This window comes from Methanobacteriaceae archaeon (assembly GCA_013403005.1).
In the GTDB taxonomy this organism is placed as follows: domain Archaea; phylum Methanobacteriota; class Methanobacteria; order Methanobacteriales; family Methanobacteriaceae; genus Methanobacterium.
On the sequence record JACBOA010000010.1, the window covers coordinates 43,340 to 61,412 of the forward strand.

Genomic DNA, 18,073 nt, shown 5'->3' on the forward strand with positions numbered 1-18,073 from the left:
AATAAAATGATAATTCAAAGTATTATAACTTTGTTTTTATAGGGATTGCTCTGTTCTTAAACCTTTTTTTCCATATATTTTAAACTTTCAGAAACGTCCTGGGGATTTTTCACCTCTACCACCAGAACTCCACGGTATTTAAGTTTTTTCAGTGCTTTGAAGATTGAATTGAAGTCTATATTCCCAGTGCCCAGTGCATTGTGATGATCCCATGTCCCATCATTGTCACTGAGGTGGATGTGTTTAATCAGAGGAGATTGAATCATATCCTGAGGTTTGAAACCTGAATTATGAGCATGTCCCACATCTAAAGTCATATATGCATCTATCCCATCTAAAAGGGAGTTTAATTCTTCCAAGTCCTGGAATAGAAGGCCTTCAATCACGGGCATGTTCTCCACACACATTAAAACACCGCAATCTTGAGCGTAAAGGTTACATTCACTTAAAGATTCCATATTATATTCGTAAATCTTTTTTTCAATTCTCTGACCCATAATGGGCATACTACCAGGATGAACAACCACTATTTCCGCATCCCACTCCACAGCCCGGTCCATGGACCTTTTAATTTCCTGTATAGATGATTGGCGTATAGTCTGGTTATGGGATGCCAGGTTAATATCTGATAGGGGGGAATGTACAGTGAGTTTGACCTGATATGATTCCAAAATATCCTGATCTATACCATCATAAGGATATTCATTAATTATTTCACAATAATCAACATTAAGGGATTCAAGACCCTCAAGAACTTGACATATGGGCTGGGGATAAAGAGCCAGAGTAGAGACACCAATTTTCATTCATTATACTCCTTTAAATTGTTTAATGCACCATTTTTTTTTTATAATAAACATTCCACCATTCAACAAGCTTATTAAATTCCTAAAAAATAAATCGCAGTCTGCATCAGTTTTGGTTATATTAAAATTCAGTCTTGAACTATTATAAATCTCATAAGACTTTCATCTTCCAGAATAATCACTAAGTTTGATTTATTCTTCCCTAATTCTAGCTTCAATTGGAATATTTTGCTTTTTAGAATTGAGAATTATCTTTGCCAGCTCGATGTCTTTTTTAATTTTAATAGTCCCTTTTTTACCCACAGTAGCAGTGAAAAGATAATCTTCATCAACCAGTATATCAAAAGGAGTACCTACCACATCCTTACCGAAATTCAAAACCACGTAGTTACCGGAAACTTCCACTTCCACTGGCACGTGATTGTGGGATAATAATTCGGGAATACGACCATTTCTCTGCCGGGGTTTGGCCTGACCCTTTCTGGCTTCCAGGGACTCCACACCAATACTGATACCCACTTTACCCTCTAATTCTTCAATGTTCTTTCCCCTTTTACCAATAAGTTTGGGAATGGCATCTTCTCCCACCCAAACCGTAGCACGCCGGTCAGATTTCATATCCACTTCCACCTTACCGGGTACAACCTTTTTAACTTCCTTGATGATTTCTCTTTCCGCCATTTTCTGGATGGGAGTCTTCTCAAACTGAGTTCTTCCCACATCCATAACAATGGTCTGTTCTCCATATGTATAGATCTCGTGTACCAGATCTCCCGTTTCAAAATCCCTTATTTCAATGACTGGTCTGGAAAGATCTGCTTCCAACATTCCACTGGGAACTTTAACTGTGAGTTTTATATCGTAAATCGCAGCCACTCGTCCCTCATCAATGAAGATGGTGGTGTCTACAATGGAGGGAATCATACCCAGCTCTACCCTGCCTATGATTCGCTGAATGGCATCAATGGGTCTGGTGGCGTGGACCACTCCAATCATACCCACCCCAGCCAATCTCATGTCAGCAAAGATACGGAAATCCTTGGTTTTCCTGAGCTCATCATAGATGGTGTAATCAGGTCTAACCAGAAGGAGTATATCCGCTGTTTTGCCCATATCCTTCTCTAAAGGTGCGTATTGGGTGATTTCATCTCCCACTTGCAGGTCACGTGGTGATTCCATGGTTTTAACAATTGCCCCCATATTCTGGTAGAACTCGGCTGCTGCCTGGGCAAAGGTTGTTTTACCAGCTCCAGGAGGGCCAGCAATCAGTATTCCTTTGGCAGTGTTAGTTAAACGGTCTATCAATTTTTCTGGCAGCCGGTAACTCTCCATAGATACCTTGGCCACTGGTCGCACAATGGTGATTTCCATACCATCGGAAAATGGAGGTTTAGCAATGGAGATACGGTACTCCCTGAATTGCACCACAGTGGCTCCATCCATCTCTATCTCAATGAAACTTTTAAAATCACTTTTAGCACGTTCCACTATCTCCCTGGACATGTATTCAATCTTTCCTCTGGTGAGGGGTTTTTTCCCGATTCTAACCAGTTTTATATTACCCGGTTTCCCTTTCTTGGCCATGGGAACTACATTCTCTTTCAGGTGGACGGACATGGTGTTTTTATCGAAATATTTGGTAACTTCAATGTCACCGTATTCCAACATTTCCGGTTTCAAATAAATCGCATTAAGGCCCTGTGCTTCTGCAACCTCTTTTTGAACCCTGTCACTGGTTATGAGGGTGGCTTTGTTTTCCCCAGCAGTATTCCTGATCATGGCATCAATTTCCCCTCCCCTGGCCAGGGATATCTCCTCCAGGGTAGGTCGACGTCCCACAAAACTCAAATGTATGGTCCCCTGACTATGCAGTTTCTGCAAATCTTTCAATTCTTCCAGACCGTTATAACCGCTATCTCTTCCCTTATTAGCCTGGTTTTCTAATTCAGATACAACAGCTTCTGGGATTATCACCTCACAACCCTGGTAATCTTCTTCCTGAACTATACGAGTGATCCTACCATCCACAATCACACTTGTATCTGGAACAATTCGCATCCTTCTCATTCTCCATAAACATTTTCCGGTTCAAAAACCTTGTCTTTAACTATTTTAAGTTTAAATCCATCTTCATCTTTTATCTCTCTATAGAAACATGAATAATAACCTTCGTGGCAGGCAGCACCATTCTGTTCAACCTTCATGAGAATGGCATCCAGATCACAATCAGTAAGTATTTCCCGCACTTGTTGGGTGTGACCGGAACTTTCACCCTTTAACCAGAGCTGGTGGCGACTGGTACTCCAGTAGTGGGCTTTACCAGTTTCAATGGTCTTTTGAAATGCTTCACGGTTCATGTAGGCTACCATTAGCACTTCCCCACTTTCATAGTCCTGGGATATGGCAATAACCAGTTTTTCTCCATTAATCACATGGCGGTAGTTTAGTTGGGGTAATTCCATTAACATCAGTCCTTATTTACTAATCTAAATTATTTTTTAATCTCCTGTACTCTTTCAATCTTCTAAAAACCCATCATTCTTGCAAAAGTCTGTTTTTAATAACTTCAACTACAGTTCCTACAGGTATTTGTTCCTGGTCACCGGATTCCATGTCTTTAACTGTGACCTTGCCCTCTTCTAGATCACGGGCCCCTACCAGTAACACATACCCTGCTTTTAGGTTGTTGGCAAAGGAAAGTACCTTCTTAAGCTTTCTACCTGCCAGTTCCACATCTGTAGCAATACCGGATTTTCTCAGTTTTTGGGCTATTTCAAAGGCTTTAAATTTCATTTCTGGAGATATGGGGGCAACAAAGACTTCCACGTTCTTTTCGATTGGTATCCGTGTTTCTTGTATTCTGAGTGCTTCCATAACCCGGTCGAAGCCAAAGGCGAAACCAGTGGATTCCACCTTATCCCCACCAAAAATCTCTATTAAATTATAGGTTCCCCCACCACTTATTTGTTTCTGGGCTCCCAAGCCTTCCATGTAGATCTCAAAAACTGTGCCGGTGTAGTAATCCAGTCCACGGGCAATACCCAGATTTACAATGTAGTTTGAGAAACCAAAGGCATCCAGCATTAATAAAAGTTCTTCCAGTTCCTTTAAAGATTTTAATGCATCAGGATAATCTTCTATTATTTCTTTTACCTCTCCTATTATTTCCTGATGTCCCTGCATTCCAACCAGTTTCAGGAGAATTTCACAGGATTTTTGGGACAGTTCAAATTGGTTCAGTAATGTATTAAGACCATCAACATCACCCTTATCGATAATTGCCATTATCTGGTCCTGCTGATCACTGGAAACACCATTCTGGCTTAGGATGCCCCTTAAAATTCCCAGGTTGCCCAGGTGAATTTCATAGTTTTCTAATTTCAGTTCTTCCATGCAGTGGGCTGCCAGGGCAATGATCTCTGCTTCTGAATCCGGTGATTTTCCACCAATAATTTCACACCCCATCTGCCAGAACTGTCTGAAACGGCCAGCCTGAGGTCGCTCATAACGGAAGCAACTACCAAAATAATACATTTTTATTGGTCTAGGTGCTTTTTGCAGTTGGTTAAGGTAAATTCTAGCTACGGGGGCAGTTAACTCTGGACGGAGTGCCAGGTCTCTTCCTCCCTTATCCTGGAAATGATATATTTCTTCAATTATTCCTTCACCTGATTTTGTGGTGAAAAGTGAAAGATCTTCGAATATGGGGGTTTTGATCTCTTGAAAACCGTAAGTTTCAAACACTCTCCGCATGGTGTTTTCAACCGATTTTCGTTCTTTCATCTCCTCAAAGAGAAAATCACGCGTTCCTCTAGGTTTTTGTAGTTCCATGTTTATTGCCTGCCTCAAAAAAGTGAATTTTTTTTGATTGTTACATTTCTAAATAGTTGCATTTCAAGAATATAGATCTTATTTATAGATCTTATTTTAGAATGGTGGATAATTATTTTCAATCTGATTAAATGCGTCATGATTTATAGATCTACCATAATAAATCTACCATAGGTTTATGATTTATTCATTAATGGTAATAAATAAAAAAGGCCTTCAAATGGTTTTAAATCTTATTCATAGTATTTTAGGTACTCTTTTAGCATTTTAGGGAATGATTTAGCACTTAAAAAGCGCAGTCCCAGTCTTTCGGCCCAGACCTTGATCCCTTCATCTGCAGCCACCACTCCAGCTCCCAATTCCTTGGCTAATAGAAGCACATCCAGGTCAGGGGCACTGTCCAGGGTTCCTTTTCTGAGAGCTGCTCGGTAGCGTTTTCTGAAATCCTTTATGGCCTTGCCTATGACTTCCATTTCGATCTGGGTTTTTTTCTCACCACGGGACATCATTACCATGGATTCCACAGCTGCCTCCCATACTGCACTCTCTGAGATGCGCATACCCTTATTCATACGTTCCCGCATGTCATGCACGTATTCGTAGAATATTTCGGAGGGTATTTTGGTGTCGTATCTGTTGGGTGATTTTTTCACAATCCAGGTTTCTGCCTTGATCATGATTTCCTGGGGACATTCATAGCGGGTTATGTAATCAGTGAATTCCTTATAGGTTATGGGGGGCATGTGACAGCTCATGTTGAGTTTTATCCTGGAACGAGCTATCAAATCCAGCAGGCACTCTACGGTCTTGTTCAGTTCCCCCTCACCGTAATCCTCCCTTAACTGATTATCAGTAAAGGCAGTTGTATCTAAAACGAACCTCTGTTTAGCAATCATCATCCAAAACCCCTCAAAAATTTTATTAATAAATCATATTATAACTTGAAACTTGGGTATTATCCATTAACTCTGAGAATCCCCATATTTACAATCCTTTCTGAAGATGACAAATCAATATCTTTTATTTAACATAAGCTCTTAACATTTTAATTTCTAAAATGATTAATATAAACATTTTGCAGTAGGGTTTATAGAAACCTTAATAATTACCTTGCCCTTTTTTTCAGCGGCTCAAAGGGTGTCATTCATACATTTCAAGGCCATTGGTTTTAAAAACTTAACATGGCAGCGTCATGATTTGCGGAAAATGTTAAAAAGTCTTACAATCAACAAACTCTGGATTTATCTGTCATTCAGATGCCTAAGCCAGATTTCCAGAGTATCCTAGTAAAAACCAATTAACAGGGTTTACAATTGCATATTTTCAATTGAAGATGATTACAATAAATATTAATGGAATCATCAAATCCATATGCTGATGATTTTAAGAGAGGATCATCAGACGGATTTCCATAAACGTCTTCAAAAGATGGATCTAGTTGAAACATACAATTTTAAGATGAAAATAATTGATAGAACCTTAAATATGGTCAGACTACTTGATCCTAAAAATATTAAGGCTTTTATGATCACCGGACCTTCTCAAATCCATAATATGAAACCCTGTTAGAGAGTACAATGATAAAGAGTATATGATGCATTGATTGCTCTTTCAAGGATCAAATGATATAAAACATTCAAAAAATATCAACTTCTTATAATTTTACAGTCATGATAATAGAAAATGTTTATATATTAATATTATATATTATGAATCATGGCTTTTTGCAGTAGATGTAGTACAAAAAATGATGCAGATGCTAAATTCTGTAAAGAATGTGGGAATACTTTAACAAGAGAGTTAGAAACAACTGAAGATAAAAAAAGTAAATCTGAGAACTATATTTATGCTTTAATAACCATTATAGGTCTTACTTTTATAATAATTGATGGATTAGGAATAATTTTAAATTTTTTATTGGTTCCTTTAGGTCTTATCTTAACGTTGAGTGGATTAAATAAACTATTTCCTAAAATATTTAAACTTAAAGCTATCTTGATTGGATTCGCAGCATTTATTTTGGTATACTATTTATTGTACATACTGTCATTCACATATATTCAGGATTTATCACCAGAGGGATATTTTACCCAATTTTTGATTTCCATACTTATAAGTGGGTTTATGGTCGGTTATTTATCGGGTAAAAGTTATTTTAATGGAATTATATTAGGTTTATTAATGGGAATGATCTTTTCAATAGGGTTTACCAACAATATTATAACTTTTATCGGTGGTTTTGTAACATTAACCGTATTCGGAACAACAGGAGGTCTAATTGGGGTTTTAATATACAGAAAAAAACATAACTATAAAGCTTTAGACTGAAAATTGTAAAATAATTATAAATACATGTTCTTTTTTTATTATAAACAAATTTATCTTGCTATTAATCGGATTGATGGGTGTTATATATGTTCTGTACGGAATGCGGTGCTGCTAACATTGACGAAGCGAAATACTGTCAGGAATGTGGAAACATTCTAACTACGAATAATACAGAAAAAGAGCAGATTCAAACTAAAAATGAAAAGTTTGATATTTTAATGAGAAATTCCGGGTTTCTTACCATTGGATTAGGAGCATTTATAGGTTTATTTAATATAAATGCAGGATTATTAACCATTTTTTTGGGTGCTCTTATGCTTCTATTAAAGAAAGTTGTACTATTGCCAGTTATTGGCACCCTAATTCTTCTGGCTGGAATCTACAACATTTTTTCAGGTAATAATTTTGGTTTGATCCAGTTTTTTATGGCCATTACATTTTTTTATAGTTCCTATCAATACAGAGACCTAATCTAGGTTAATTTGGAATATAATAAGTTCCATAATTGCCTATATGAATCCATTATTCTCTTTTTTTCATTGAGTAAATTTTGTAGGTATTAATCCGGAACTAGTTATGAGTCCGATGATAAGTCGACGAAAAACATCTGGGTATCATAATAACTTTAGAATCTATTTGTCAACTCATCATATTACATTTAGCGACATTAAAGATAGATTTATGAAAAATTATCTTTATTTAATCAGCGAGTAACATGGCAACATCTGAAGGATAAATTAAATATGGTAAGTAGAATCCTTAGGCATCTTCGACAAAAAACAAAAGTGAGATAGGGGGTTTAGGAGATTATTAAAGTTTTTTACGTAAATGCAAGGTATAAAAATCCAATTCCCATAAAAAAACAGAATATAATATTAAAATTAAGTGTCAAACCAGAAAATAAATCTTTCTTTTTCACATAAATAAAGAAAAAACCAGGAATTAAGTAACCCAAACCCATTATTAGGTAAAAATAATCGATCAAATGAACCACCAAGCATATAAAATTACTTAATTATTATATACAACTATTCCACAACTTCATCTTTTTGTTCTATTTCTTTTTGGTATTTTTCCCATTCTTTAGGCTGATAAAATACTAAAAAGAACAATGCCACTGTAATTATTCCTGAACATGCCAAAAATAAGGAATCTACCCATTTTGAAGGCAAAGTGTAAATATAAACCAACATTAAACCTAAAATTACAACACCAATTAACTGAAAAAGTTTTTTATTATAATAATTTTTATACAAAAACAATCCCCCAACCAGACAATAAAAGAAGAAAAATGCTGATATACCATTAAACGGGTCCAATGCATTTCTTAAATATGAAATTAAATATCTAAGTACTGAACTCAATAAAAAAAATGCTGGTACCAACATTGTTATGATGGAAAATTCTTTTTTTCTTCCCATATAATCTAAATCCTTATTCAATTAAATGTTCGTATCAGAATTTACTTAATCATTAATTACAAATAAATATTATTATTTCTCTTTAATTCCTTAACTTGTAAGTTCAACATGCTCAACACCTTTAAGCTTCATTATTTTTCCTGTAATGTTTCTAAGGTATTTAGAATCTCCATTTAGGACAATTAATTTTAGGCAGTAATCCTTTCAATCCTTGTTTTATGGGAATCCTTCTGCAAGAGTATCTAAATTTCTCCTATTTAACAAGAAAATCCTCTAGAACACTTCTCTAGTAAAGGTTTTGTGGAGTTCGAAAAACATGAATCCTTTATAGGATCTGCACATCGCAACAAACGTCTTATTTTATCATCAAACCCATTTAACTTTTCCAAAAAGAATGGAATAATACATTAATTGCAACGATCCTGAAAAAACCATTATAATGAACTTAAACTATAAAATATGATAATATAGTCCTCAAATGATATGGGATTTATATATACTTTACTAAAAAAGGGGGTTGTAAAGTTATTGGGGGTTAAGAGATGTTTGCAATAATTTTTGCTTTAATGTGTCTTTGTTTGGTGAAAGAACATAACAACGAATTTCAAATTTTGATGAACAGTCCAACACCCATTAACTTTACAGTCCCTAAAAAAGTAATTAGAAAACAAATGTACGAAATGCCAATATCAAGGGTAAATTAATAATTAATCGGTTTTTTTCATTGAAACTTTTATAGATTGCAAAACAACATCTAATAAAGGAAAAATTATTATCCAAAAATAAAACCTTCCCTTTTATGGGAATGGGGTAATATAAAATGTTGCCTAATAATGTGTTGGTGAAGAAATTGATAACTGGAAAAACTGCTGTGGTGGGAATAATGGGGGATCCAGTGGAGCACAGCCTATCTCCTTCCATGCACAATGCTGCTTTCAAGGACCTTAAAATGGACTATGTGTACGTGCCATTCCATGTTAAACGAGGGGAACTGGCACCTGCCATTGCTGGCGCCCGGTCTATGGGAATCAAAGGTCTCAACATAACTATTCCTCATAAAACAGAAGTGATAGGTTACCTTAATGAAATCACTCAGGCAGCTAAGCTTATTGGTGCAGTAAACACCCTCAAATTTCATAAAAACAAAATATCAGGTTTCAACACCGATGGTATGGGTGCAGTGAAGGCCATTGAAGAGGTAATTCCTGTTAAGGGGAAAAAGATTATTATAATAGGTGCTGGTGGTGCAGCAAGGGCAATATCATTCCAATTACTCTTCAATGGCGCGGGTGAGGTTTTAATTGCCAACCGCACCATCGAAAATGCAACTAAACTATCTGATAACCTTCGGGAACACTTCCCCACATCAGTAAGCAGTTTGGGGCTGGATGATAAACTTAAAGAAGAATTGAAGGATGCAGATGTACTAATAAATACCACACCGGTGGGAATGCATCCCTATGAGAATCAAAAACCCATTGTAAACCGGGATATGATGCATCGTGATCTGGTGGTGAATGATATAGTATACAACCCACTAAAGACCAGTCTTCTGATTGAAGCTCGCAAAGCAGGGGCAAAAACAATCACTGGTGCTAAAATGCTTATCTATCAGGGAATGGAGGCTTTTCGCATATGGACCGGGGTCACGCCCTCCTATAAAATATTCGAAGAAGCATTAATGAAGGGATTGGGTTATTAAGAAAATCGAATCTGAGTTTTCAGGTTTTAAAACAATTAGGATTTCTAAAATAGACAATTGATCGGATTATTAGAGAAATACGAGTTAATAATGCTATAAAATAGTTCTTTAGAGGTATTTTAATGGATAACCTGCCATCCACAGACAATCACATACACGTGGACCCGGTAAACGGTGAGGGACCCCAGACAGTTGCAGTGAAATTCCACAGATCAGGTGGCACTGCCATGATCATTCCCAACAAACCTACCTGGACAGTAAGCCCTCAGTGTGATTTCAAGGAGGCCATGGAACTTGTAATAAGGTATGTGGCTGAAATCAACCGTGAAACCGAAGTGAAAGCCTTTGCAGTGGTGGGAGCCCATCCCGCCGAACTCAGCCGCCGAGTTGAAGCCGGGATGGAATTGGCCCAGGCTGAGGAACTCATGAGAAGAGCCCTGGAAACAGCCCAGAGCATGGTGTTAGAGGGAAGAGCCGTGGGCATTGGTGAAATTGGCAGACCACATTATCCAGTTTCCACAGAGGAGATGGAAGCCCATAACCGTATCATGGTGTATGCCATGGAACTGGCCCGAGAGGCAGATTGCCCAGTGCAATTGCACACCGAGAGTGCCTCAGAAGAAAATTTCAAAGAATTCGCAGACATGGCCAGAAAAGCCCATTTAAAGGAAGAAAAAGTTATCAAACATTTCTCAGGACCTTATATACTCCCTGAGGAAAATCATGGTCTGACACCATCACTCATAGCCAGTGGGGATGTTATGAGACAGGCTCTGAGGAAGGGGAAAAACTTCCTGATGGAAACTGATTACCTGGATGACCTTAATAGACCTGGTGCAGTTCTGGGTCCGAAAACAGTGCCCAGGAGAACCCGTAAACTTCTTAATGCAGGTCTAATAACTGAAGAAGATGCTTTTAAGATTCATGTTGAACGAGTGGAGAGGCTTTACAATATAGATATGGGTTATTAGTGTAGATTTTATGTTAAGAATATGGAGATAAGTTATTAGTGTAGTTATATGTTAATAACATGGTTTTAACCATGCCCTCCTCCAATTAAGAAGCTGATCACGCCAATTACAATCCCGATGATCACGATTTCAATACTGGTTTTAAGTAAACTTTCCCGGGATACTCGGCCCAGGTACACACCCAGTATAATCAAGGCTACAAAGCAGAGTATAATGGTGCATATGGTGGCAGGCATCCTGTCAGCTATTAAGAGGAAGGGCAGCACTGGGACAAATGAACCAGTGAAACTGCTGAATCCATGTGTGAACATGCTCATAAAGATTCGTCTCTTGGCCTGCTGGTGAATATGGGTGTCATCCAGTTTACCCTCATCAAGCATCATCTTCTGCTCCAGTTCACGGAGGGTGCGAGCTTCCTCAGCCCGTTCACCAATAAAGGATCCGAAGGCATTGGACAGGGCCAGGGCTATGCCACCGGCAAGACCAGTTAATCCAACAGAAAAATTAGAAATCTCCACTCCAGCTGCACCAGCCACTCCACTAGCAGTGAGGGTAACTCCCATAACTGCCAGTATCCCATCCATAGTGCCCAGAGCAACGTAACGGCTCATTTTAAGATATTCATTAATGAATTCTCTTATCTTCATTGAAATTTACTCCAATATAAAAGTTAAAATTAATCTAATATTCTTTAATATAATTCTTCCTTTATTTTGAGAATTTCCTCACAGGATGGAATACCACTTGGAACAAATTTTCAGGTTAAATATAAGTTCTATTCAAAGTATCGGTGAATTTAAAATCTTATTGCATCTTGTAATAAAACTGGGTTAAGGGTGCCTTTTTCCCAATTCATGGTTTAATTCATTATTAGAATCTGTACATTAACATAAACCTTCAGTATAATTTCCGCATTGTAAAAACCTTTAGTCTAGTTAATGTTGGGGAAAGTTATTTTAACCTCTTCCCAGTTCTTTATGTGCCCGTGCCAAGTGTCCGGCTGCTAAGGCGCCCATGAGTGATAATTCACCTGCCAGTACAGTAGCGCCTACGATTTCGGCAAATTTACTAACATTACCCCCGCCATAAACTCCCATGATCTCTAAGCATTCCCGGGCAGTTTCCAGACGTGTGCCTCCTCCAACTGTGGCCAGGGGAAGGTCTGGCAGGGTCACAGAAAAGTAAAGGTTTCCATTTTCTTCTTCAGCAGTGGTTATCCCCAGGCTGCCTTCTACTATGTGGGCTTCATCCTGTCCTGTGGCCAGGAATAATGCTCCGATCATGTTGGCGTAATGGGCATTGAATCCCATACTTCCGGATACGGCAGATCCAATCATGTTTTTAGCAAGGTTAACTTCCACAATTGACTGGACATTGGTTTTAAGTTTTTCCTCCACCACTTCACCGGGTATCACAATCTCAGCAACCACGGTTTTTCCACGTCCTTCAATCAGGTTCAGTGCAGAAGGCTTTTTATCAACACACAGGTTGCTGCTGAGTGCCACCACATGGGCTCCAGTTTCCCTGGTTAAAATTTCCAGTGCCTTTTCAGTGGCAATGGTAACCATGTTCATACCCATACTATCTCCAGTGCTGAAGGTGAAACGGGGATAAACATAGCGACCAACCACTACAATGGGGTCAATCTTCAAAAGTCTCCCATGACTGGTAGTACTTTCTGAGGCTTCTTTAAGCTCAATGAAATGTCTTTCAATCCATTCCTTTATTTCCAGTGCTCCAGAAACAGAACTGGCCCTTATGACAGGGGCTCGGGTCATCTTATCATCTATGATTCGAACGGTGGCACCGCCAACTGCCTGGGTAACTGAGCATCCCCTGTTAACCGAGGCAACCAGTGCACCTTCAGAAGTAGCCAGGGGAATGAAAAAGTCTCCCTGAGCATGTTCTCCATTGACTTTTAAAGGTCCGGCCAGTCCCAATGGGATCTGCACGGTTCCAATGGGGTTTTCAATATTCCTTTTACTGGCTTCAACCAGGTCCAGTGAGTACTGGGATAAGTGTTTTAATTTAGTTTTGGAAATTTTTTCTACAAATTCTCTCCTTATATCAACTGCATCTCGAGGTTTAGCAGTGAAATTCTCAACCTGATGAAGTTTAATCTCTCCTTTGGAAAGTTTTTCAATGATTTCTTTTTTTCCTGTCATAAAATCATCTTATTTTTTTTATAATCTTTTTTCTATAATTTTTTTCTGTGCATGGCAGTGCTGGTGTTAAGGTTTTTTATATTCTTTGAATAGAACTAGTGAATCATTAATTCAGGGTTCATTCAAACATTTTTTTTTAAGATTTAGGTTATTTCATTCATTAGACTGGCAATTTGTGAGGGCTGTTTTGCTACTTCCACTCCAGCTGCTTTAAGTGCTTTTATCTTGCTTTCAGCAGTCCCTGTATTTCCTTCTATAATCGCCCCAGCATGTCCCATTCTCTTCCCTGCAGGAGCTGTTCTACCCGCAATGTAGGCTACCACTGGTTTGGTTATGTGCTCTGCAATGTATTCTGAGGCTTTTTCCTCTGCATTACCCCCTATCTCTCCTATCATTGCCATGGCCCTGGTTTGAGGGTCATCCTCGAATTTCTGCAATACATCTGCAAAATCCATACCCACCACTGGGTCACCTCCAATACCCAGGCAGGTGCTCTGTCCTAAACCAGCGTTGGTTATTTGACTGGCCACTTCATAGGTAAGGGTTCCACTACGTGAAACAATGCCTATATCACCAGGGTTGAAGATGTGGGTAGGCATTATTCCCAGCTTACCAACTCCTGGGGTTATGATACCCGGAGTGTTGGGTCCTATTACATTACAGTTGTTATTCCTAGCATACCTAGCTATTTCCATGGCATCATGGACTGGGATGTGTTCGGTGATGATCACTACTAATTCCAGTTGGGATATGGCTTCAAAAGCAGCATCCTTAGCGAATGGTGCGGGAATGAATATTATGGATGCATTAACATCCATTTCTTCTTTTATCTCTGCAATGGAGTTGTAGACAGGAATACCTTCAAATTCCTGACCTCCTTTACCTGGTGATGTGCCTGCTACTATGTTGGTGTTATATTCCAGCATACTTTTAGTGTGAAAAGAACCCTGTTTCCCGGTAATGCCCTGCACCACGCATCTGGTGTCCTCATCAAGAAATATCACGGTATCACTTCCTGTAACTTAAAGATCTATCATTGATTTTTTGTTTTTTTCCAAATTTGTTAATTATATAAGTTATCTGATGATTTTTAAACCATGTTTAAACCCTTAAAATCTTCATCTTATCCGACAAAGGCACAGCTAAATCCATTACATTACCATTCATATAAGCTGTAACAGACATTATCACACTTCCCGGGATAACGTGTGATGGTGATCCTCTTTTAACCAGATAAACGTTTTTATTACCCAGTGCAGCACCCATCATGGCTCCGGCAACTACTGCCATGCTTTCAATATCTTCCACAGTCACCACCACCACAGGATCATCTGTTTCATCAGAAACAAAACCCACTCCTGGTATTTCTTTATTATGGTTAAGGCTACTGCCCCCTATATCTGTAACATGATCCATTCCCTGAGCAGCTTTGATCACAGAATTTGCAACTTTATGGACGAATGATTCACCACCGTAGGTGTCAAAGGCCATTATAATAGCGTCAGGATATCGATCCTGCCTTATTTTTGCTTCAGCATAGGATACTCCTTCACCAGCACCCTCTGGAGTGGAGGATATTCCATTAATATCTCCAGGATCCTCGGCATTTCTTTTAAGCAGAGATATAATGCCTCTGTTAACCTCCTCAAGTTTATCATCCTCTACAAAGGCACTGATCACCACATCGTCACCGGTGATATTTGTAAGAGCGGCTTTATAAGCACCTAATTTAATTAACTCGGGAATATCGTTTTCAATGCTGCTTATTAGCTTTTCACTACACGAAACATCGTTGCCTGAAATATCCGCACCTATGGAGGTTATTTTCAAATCATCACCTTGAATCTGGTTGAAATATCAATTAATAGTTCTAATAAGTAGAGTGGTAAAACACATGGATATTATATGGACACTTATTATAATTATGAGATTAGTATGGTGAAACCTTGTTCTTATAGATTTTTATAGCATATTTCTATTATTTTAAAAATGATGGATAATGGATTAGTATTGTAACTAACTACAATGATTCATCAATTATTGATCTTTAAACTAACATATCACAAAATTTAGTAATGTGAAAAAACAATACAATAATAGATAGGTGCTATGATTCAAATTCAAATCATTAAACAGAAGATTTTAGCATTATTATAAGGAAGTGTAAGCTTTGATTTCAAAACCATTAATATGTGTTCCCATACTCCAAAAAGACAGATCGAGTGTTTTGAAAACTGCCAATAAAGCCGTTAAGGAGGGTGCAGATATCCTTGAACTCAGGATTGATGCACTTATTGATCCGGATCCCCAGGAAGTTATCCATTTAATAGAAGAGATAAACTATCCTTTAATTGCCACCAACAGAATGAAGGAGGAAGGAGGCTATTTCAGAGGATCTGAAGTGGAAAGAACTGAACTTCTAATTCAAGCAGCGGATTATGTGGATTATGTGGATATAGAACTACAAACGGATGAAAAATGCAGATCAAAGGTTATTGGAGCTGCTAAGTCCACTATCATATCTTATCATGATTTTACAAGAACTCCTAATTTGAAGGAGCTTTTTGATATAGTTAAGAAGGAAAAAGATTTAGGAAATATTGCTAAATTCGCTGTAATGCCTGAGAATATTCAGGACACCCTCCATGTTCTTGAAGTTCTGAACCAGGTGGATAACACTATTGGCATTGCCATGGGGGTATTGGGAAGATATACAAGGGTTGTTGCACCATTATTTGGTTCTCCAATTACTTATGCATCTATTGAAGGTGAAGTTGCACCTGGACAACTGAATGTTAAAGATACAAAAGATATAATTGATAAATTACTGGCTGGTGATGTTTAATTGAAACTCAGAAATAGGAACCTTATAATAATAGGATTACTGGTGCTAGTAGCTGCTGCAGGATCTCTTTTTTACCTAACAGCCAATCATAACAGCACAGGGATAACAATTAAAACCAATGGTACTGAAGTTGTAGTTCAATCATCCTCATGGTTCCCGGTTCCAGATGCCATGCTCCAGGAGATGAAGATCAAGGCACTGGCAGATGTGGAGGATGCAGATAGCAGTGTAGGTTCTATAAAAACGGATATGCAGAATATTGCCAGTAAATATAATTTCACAGTAAAGGTAACCATTAAATCTCAGTTCGGTGAAGACCAGCTTCCCATGCCAGCCACTGTTAAAGGAACTTCCATGGTACCCACCCTACAGGATGGTCAGAATATAGTAGTTCTAAAAACCACGGATTTCAAGGTAGGTGATTTGGTAGTAGCTCGGCATCCTGAATACAAATTGATTGTCAAGCGAATTGCTGAAATAAATGGAAACCAGGTTTATCTCAAAAGTGACAACCGACAGGTGGAAACCATTGGCAACCAGATACGTGTGGTGAACGGTGTTCAACAAATGGTAACCATTCAAAAGACACCACTGGATACATGGGTCTCCAGAAACGATATTGTGGGAGTGGTAAAGCAATATTAGATTACTTTAGAGTAGTTAAAGTTCTATTAAAGACATATAAAATTCTATAATGTCAGATAACTCCTTTTAAATCTTTTTTTTCAAATTCTTTTATTCAAATTAAAAAAAATTAATTTTAGAAATTAAATGTCATGATTTGCAGAGTAATTTACTAGGAACTCTCTTATTTTAAAAAATAATAAATAAAAATAATAAATTTAAAGGATTTATTAAAAAATGAGGTTAAGTATTGCTTAATTCTGCCAATCTTTTAATCCTTTTAACCATGTTGGGATGGGTGGATAGTAATTCCATAATTTTACTGCCGGTGCTGATGTTGGTTTTCATTTCTCGTAGCTCTGCCAGTTCAGTTTCGCTGATCACACCATCCATGTCCAGATCCACCTGTTTGAGTTCACTGATTTCATGGGATGCATCTGAGATGTCATTGACAAAGAATGCTTTAACTCCTTCTACTGATTTAACTTCTCTTTTATCCAGGTTAACGGATCCATAGACCAGTTTATAAAGGGCACTGGCTAATTTATGTGGTTTACCCCCAATCTCCACACTTCCCTGGTCTGCGTAGTACTCTCGGACTCTGCTTACGAATAAAACCAGTAATTGACCTAGCAGGTATCCTACCAGTGCAACTATGCCAATGAGTCCAGCATCACCATCACCATCCCTACTGAAGAAGGTGCTTATGAATATCCAGTAACAGAGGAGAGGTATAACACTGATTAGGGTCATCACTGCCATATCCTGATGGCGTATATGGCTGATTTCATGCCCCAGAACTGCTTTCAATTCTTCTTCATCCAGGAGGTTCAGGATCCCCCGGGTAACACAGACCCTCCCATCACCTTTTGACCGACCGAAAGCGAAGGCATTGGGAATACTGGTTTCAGATATTCCCACCTTGGGTTTGGGAATATTGGCATTCATGGCCAGTTCATCCACCATGGAATGCAGGTTAGGAGCTTCCTGGGGGGACACGTAATGCACATGCATCACTGACTCCACCATTTTAGGACCTAACATGTACTGGGCCAGCACCACCACCACAGCCATTACTGCAAATATCAAAGGGGTTCCAAAGCCTAGTAAAGTGCATATTACAGTAATCACCGCATATAAAATACCAAATAGTAGTGCGGTGGCTAACCAGAGTCTTAATGTTAGCAAAAATCTTCTCATTTCTACACATACCTCTTTAAGATTTCATTTTAAGTCTTCTATAAAATATTTTTCAGCCGTTTAATAATAGTGAATAAAGTATATAAATATTACTATTACCCTGGGACTGTAAATTTAATGGGTTTTACACTGTTCATCAAGATTTTATATTTGTTTATAATGGTTCTTTCACCAAACAAA

Annotated in this window: 18 protein-coding genes; 6 read left to right on the forward strand and 12 right to left on the reverse strand. The window is 38.1% G+C overall.

Annotation, left to right across the window (positions count from 1 at the left end; translation table 11 throughout):
* Positions 1-56: 56 nt before the first annotated feature.
* The 5 genes from HVN35_08120 to HVN35_08140 all read right to left on the reverse strand — a co-directional run bounded on the left by HVN35_08120 (position 57) and on the right by HVN35_08140 (position 5,533).
* Entirely contained in the window at positions 57-806 is a 750-nt protein-coding gene (locus HVN35_08120; GenBank protein NYB52505.1) for a sugar phosphate isomerase/epimerase, read from the reverse strand.
* 192 nt (positions 807-998) lie between these two features.
* Positions 999-2,864 carry a Flp pilus assembly complex ATPase component TadA gene (gene tadA, locus HVN35_08125; protein NYB52506.1) on the reverse strand — a complete coding sequence of 622 codons (1,866 nt, stop codon included), beginning with the start codon at positions 2,862-2,864 and terminating at the stop codon, positions 999-1,001.
* A 5-nt stretch (positions 2,865-2,869) separates the two neighbouring features.
* Positions 2,870-3,268, reverse strand: a complete 399-nt coding sequence (gene hisI, locus HVN35_08130; GenBank protein ID NYB52507.1) for a phosphoribosyl-AMP cyclohydrolase — start codon at positions 3,266-3,268, stop codon at positions 2,870-2,872.
* A gap of 73 nt (positions 3,269-3,341) precedes the next feature.
* Complete coding sequence (locus tag HVN35_08135) at positions 3,342-4,637, reverse strand: histidine--tRNA ligase (protein ID NYB52508.1); 1,296 nt, start codon at positions 4,635-4,637, stop codon at positions 3,342-3,344.
* A 233-nt stretch (positions 4,638-4,870) separates the two neighbouring features.
* A complete protein-coding gene (locus HVN35_08140; protein ID NYB52509.1) occupies positions 4,871-5,533 on the reverse strand; it encodes an RNA ligase partner protein in 663 nt (220 codons plus the stop codon).
* Positions 5,534-6,353: 820 nt separating this feature from the next.
* Here HVN35_08140 and HVN35_08145 point away from each other — a divergent pair.
* Positions 6,354-6,965 (forward strand): zinc ribbon domain-containing protein, encoded by a 612-nt coding sequence (locus HVN35_08145; protein ID NYB52510.1) that lies wholly within the window; start codon positions 6,354-6,356, stop codon positions 6,963-6,965.
* Positions 6,966-7,051: 86 nt separating this feature from the next.
* Positions 7,052-7,441 carry a zinc ribbon domain-containing protein gene (locus tag HVN35_08150; GenBank protein NYB52511.1) on the forward strand — a complete coding sequence of 130 codons (390 nt, stop codon included), beginning with the start codon at positions 7,052-7,054 and terminating at the stop codon, positions 7,439-7,441.
* 552 nt (positions 7,442-7,993) lie between these two features.
* Here HVN35_08150 and HVN35_08155 read toward each other — a convergent pair.
* Positions 7,994-8,407 (reverse strand): hypothetical protein, encoded by a 414-nt coding sequence (locus HVN35_08155; protein NYB52512.1) that lies wholly within the window; start codon positions 8,405-8,407, stop codon positions 7,994-7,996.
* 69 nt (positions 8,408-8,476) lie between these two features.
* Positions 8,477-8,569: a hypothetical protein gene (locus HVN35_08160; protein NYB52513.1), complete on the reverse strand. Its 93-nt coding sequence runs from the start codon at positions 8,567-8,569 to the stop codon at positions 8,477-8,479.
* A gap of 667 nt (positions 8,570-9,236) precedes the next feature.
* Here HVN35_08160 and HVN35_08165 point away from each other — a divergent pair.
* Both HVN35_08165 and HVN35_08170 read left to right on the forward strand, forming a co-directional pair.
* On the forward strand, positions 9,237-10,088 hold the full coding sequence (locus HVN35_08165; GenBank protein ID NYB52514.1) for a shikimate dehydrogenase: 852 nt from the start codon (positions 9,237-9,239) through the stop codon (positions 10,086-10,088).
* A gap of 122 nt (positions 10,089-10,210) precedes the next feature.
* Positions 10,211-11,059 carry a TatD family hydrolase gene (locus HVN35_08170; GenBank protein NYB52515.1) on the forward strand — a complete coding sequence of 283 codons (849 nt, stop codon included), beginning with the start codon at positions 10,211-10,213 and terminating at the stop codon, positions 11,057-11,059.
* A 65-nt stretch (positions 11,060-11,124) separates the two neighbouring features.
* Here the strand turns inward: HVN35_08170 and HVN35_08175 are convergent, their stop codons facing one another.
* The 4 genes from HVN35_08175 to HVN35_08190 form a co-directional block, all read right to left on the reverse strand.
* Positions 11,125-11,706, reverse strand: coding sequence for a TIGR00267 family protein (locus tag HVN35_08175; protein NYB52516.1), 582 nt, complete (start codon positions 11,704-11,706; stop codon positions 11,125-11,127).
* A 309-nt stretch (positions 11,707-12,015) separates the two neighbouring features.
* Positions 12,016-13,224 (reverse strand): hydroxymethylglutaryl-CoA reductase (NADPH), encoded by a 1,209-nt coding sequence (gene hmgA / locus HVN35_08180; GenBank protein ID NYB52517.1) that lies wholly within the window; start codon positions 13,222-13,224, stop codon positions 12,016-12,018.
* A gap of 143 nt (positions 13,225-13,367) precedes the next feature.
* Positions 13,368-14,228 (reverse strand): succinate--CoA ligase subunit alpha, encoded by an 861-nt coding sequence (sucD, locus tag HVN35_08185; GenBank protein ID NYB52518.1) that lies wholly within the window; start codon positions 14,226-14,228, stop codon positions 13,368-13,370.
* A 97-nt stretch (positions 14,229-14,325) separates the two neighbouring features.
* Positions 14,326-15,054: a hypothetical protein gene (locus HVN35_08190; protein ID NYB52519.1), complete on the reverse strand. Its 729-nt coding sequence runs from the start codon at positions 15,052-15,054 to the stop codon at positions 14,326-14,328.
* A gap of 340 nt (positions 15,055-15,394) precedes the next feature.
* On the opposite strand from HVN35_08190, the gene aroD reads away from it, so the two are divergent.
* Both aroD and HVN35_08200 read left to right on the forward strand, forming a co-directional pair.
* Positions 15,395-16,069: a type I 3-dehydroquinate dehydratase gene (gene aroD / locus HVN35_08195; GenBank protein NYB52520.1), complete on the forward strand. Its 675-nt coding sequence runs from the start codon at positions 15,395-15,397 to the stop codon at positions 16,067-16,069.
* Positions 16,070-16,093: 24 nt separating this feature from the next.
* Positions 16,094-16,714 (forward strand): S24/S26 family peptidase, encoded by a 621-nt coding sequence (locus HVN35_08200; protein ID NYB52521.1) that lies wholly within the window; start codon positions 16,094-16,096, stop codon positions 16,712-16,714.
* Positions 16,715-16,936: 222 nt separating this feature from the next.
* Here HVN35_08200 and HVN35_08205 read toward each other — a convergent pair whose 3' ends face one another.
* The gene (locus tag HVN35_08205) at positions 16,937-17,893 is read right to left on the reverse strand and encodes a M48 family metalloprotease (protein NYB52522.1); all 957 of its coding nucleotides are present in this window, start codon (positions 17,891-17,893) and stop codon (positions 16,937-16,939) included.
* Between the last annotated feature and the right edge of the window lie 180 nt (positions 17,894-18,073).

Coding starts and splice junctions, on each gene's coding strand:
- hisI (NYB52507.1), bottom strand. CDS start 3,268: ATGGAATTACCCCAACTAAACTACCGCCATGTGATTAATGGAGAAAAA.
- HVN35_08150 (NYB52511.1), top strand. CDS start 7,052: ATGTTCTGTACGGAATGCGGTGCTGCTAACATTGACGAAGCGAAATAC.
- tadA (NYB52506.1), bottom strand. CDS start 2,864: ATGCGAATTGTTCCAGATACAAGTGTGATTGTGGATGGTAGGATCACT.
- HVN35_08205 (NYB52522.1), bottom strand. CDS start 17,893: ATGAGAAGATTTTTGCTAACATTAAGACTCTGGTTAGCCACCGCACTA.
- hmgA (NYB52517.1), bottom strand. CDS start 13,224: ATGACAGGAAAAAAAGAAATCATTGAAAAACTTTCCAAAGGAGAGATT.
- HVN35_08170 (NYB52515.1), top strand. CDS start 10,211: ATGGATAACCTGCCATCCACAGACAATCACATACACGTGGACCCGGTA.
- HVN35_08135 (NYB52508.1), bottom strand. CDS start 4,637: ATGGAACTACAAAAACCTAGAGGAACGCGTGATTTTCTCTTTGAGGAG.
- HVN35_08145 (NYB52510.1), top strand. CDS start 6,354: ATGGCTTTTTGCAGTAGATGTAGTACAAAAAATGATGCAGATGCTAAA.
- HVN35_08140 (NYB52509.1), bottom strand. CDS start 5,533: ATGATTGCTAAACAGAGGTTCGTTTTAGATACAACTGCCTTTACTGAT.
- HVN35_08120 (NYB52505.1), bottom strand. CDS start 806: ATGAAAATTGGTGTCTCTACTCTGGCTCTTTATCCCCAGCCCATATGT.
- HVN35_08175 (NYB52516.1), bottom strand. CDS start 11,706: ATGAAGATAAGAGAATTCATTAATGAATATCTTAAAATGAGCCGTTAC.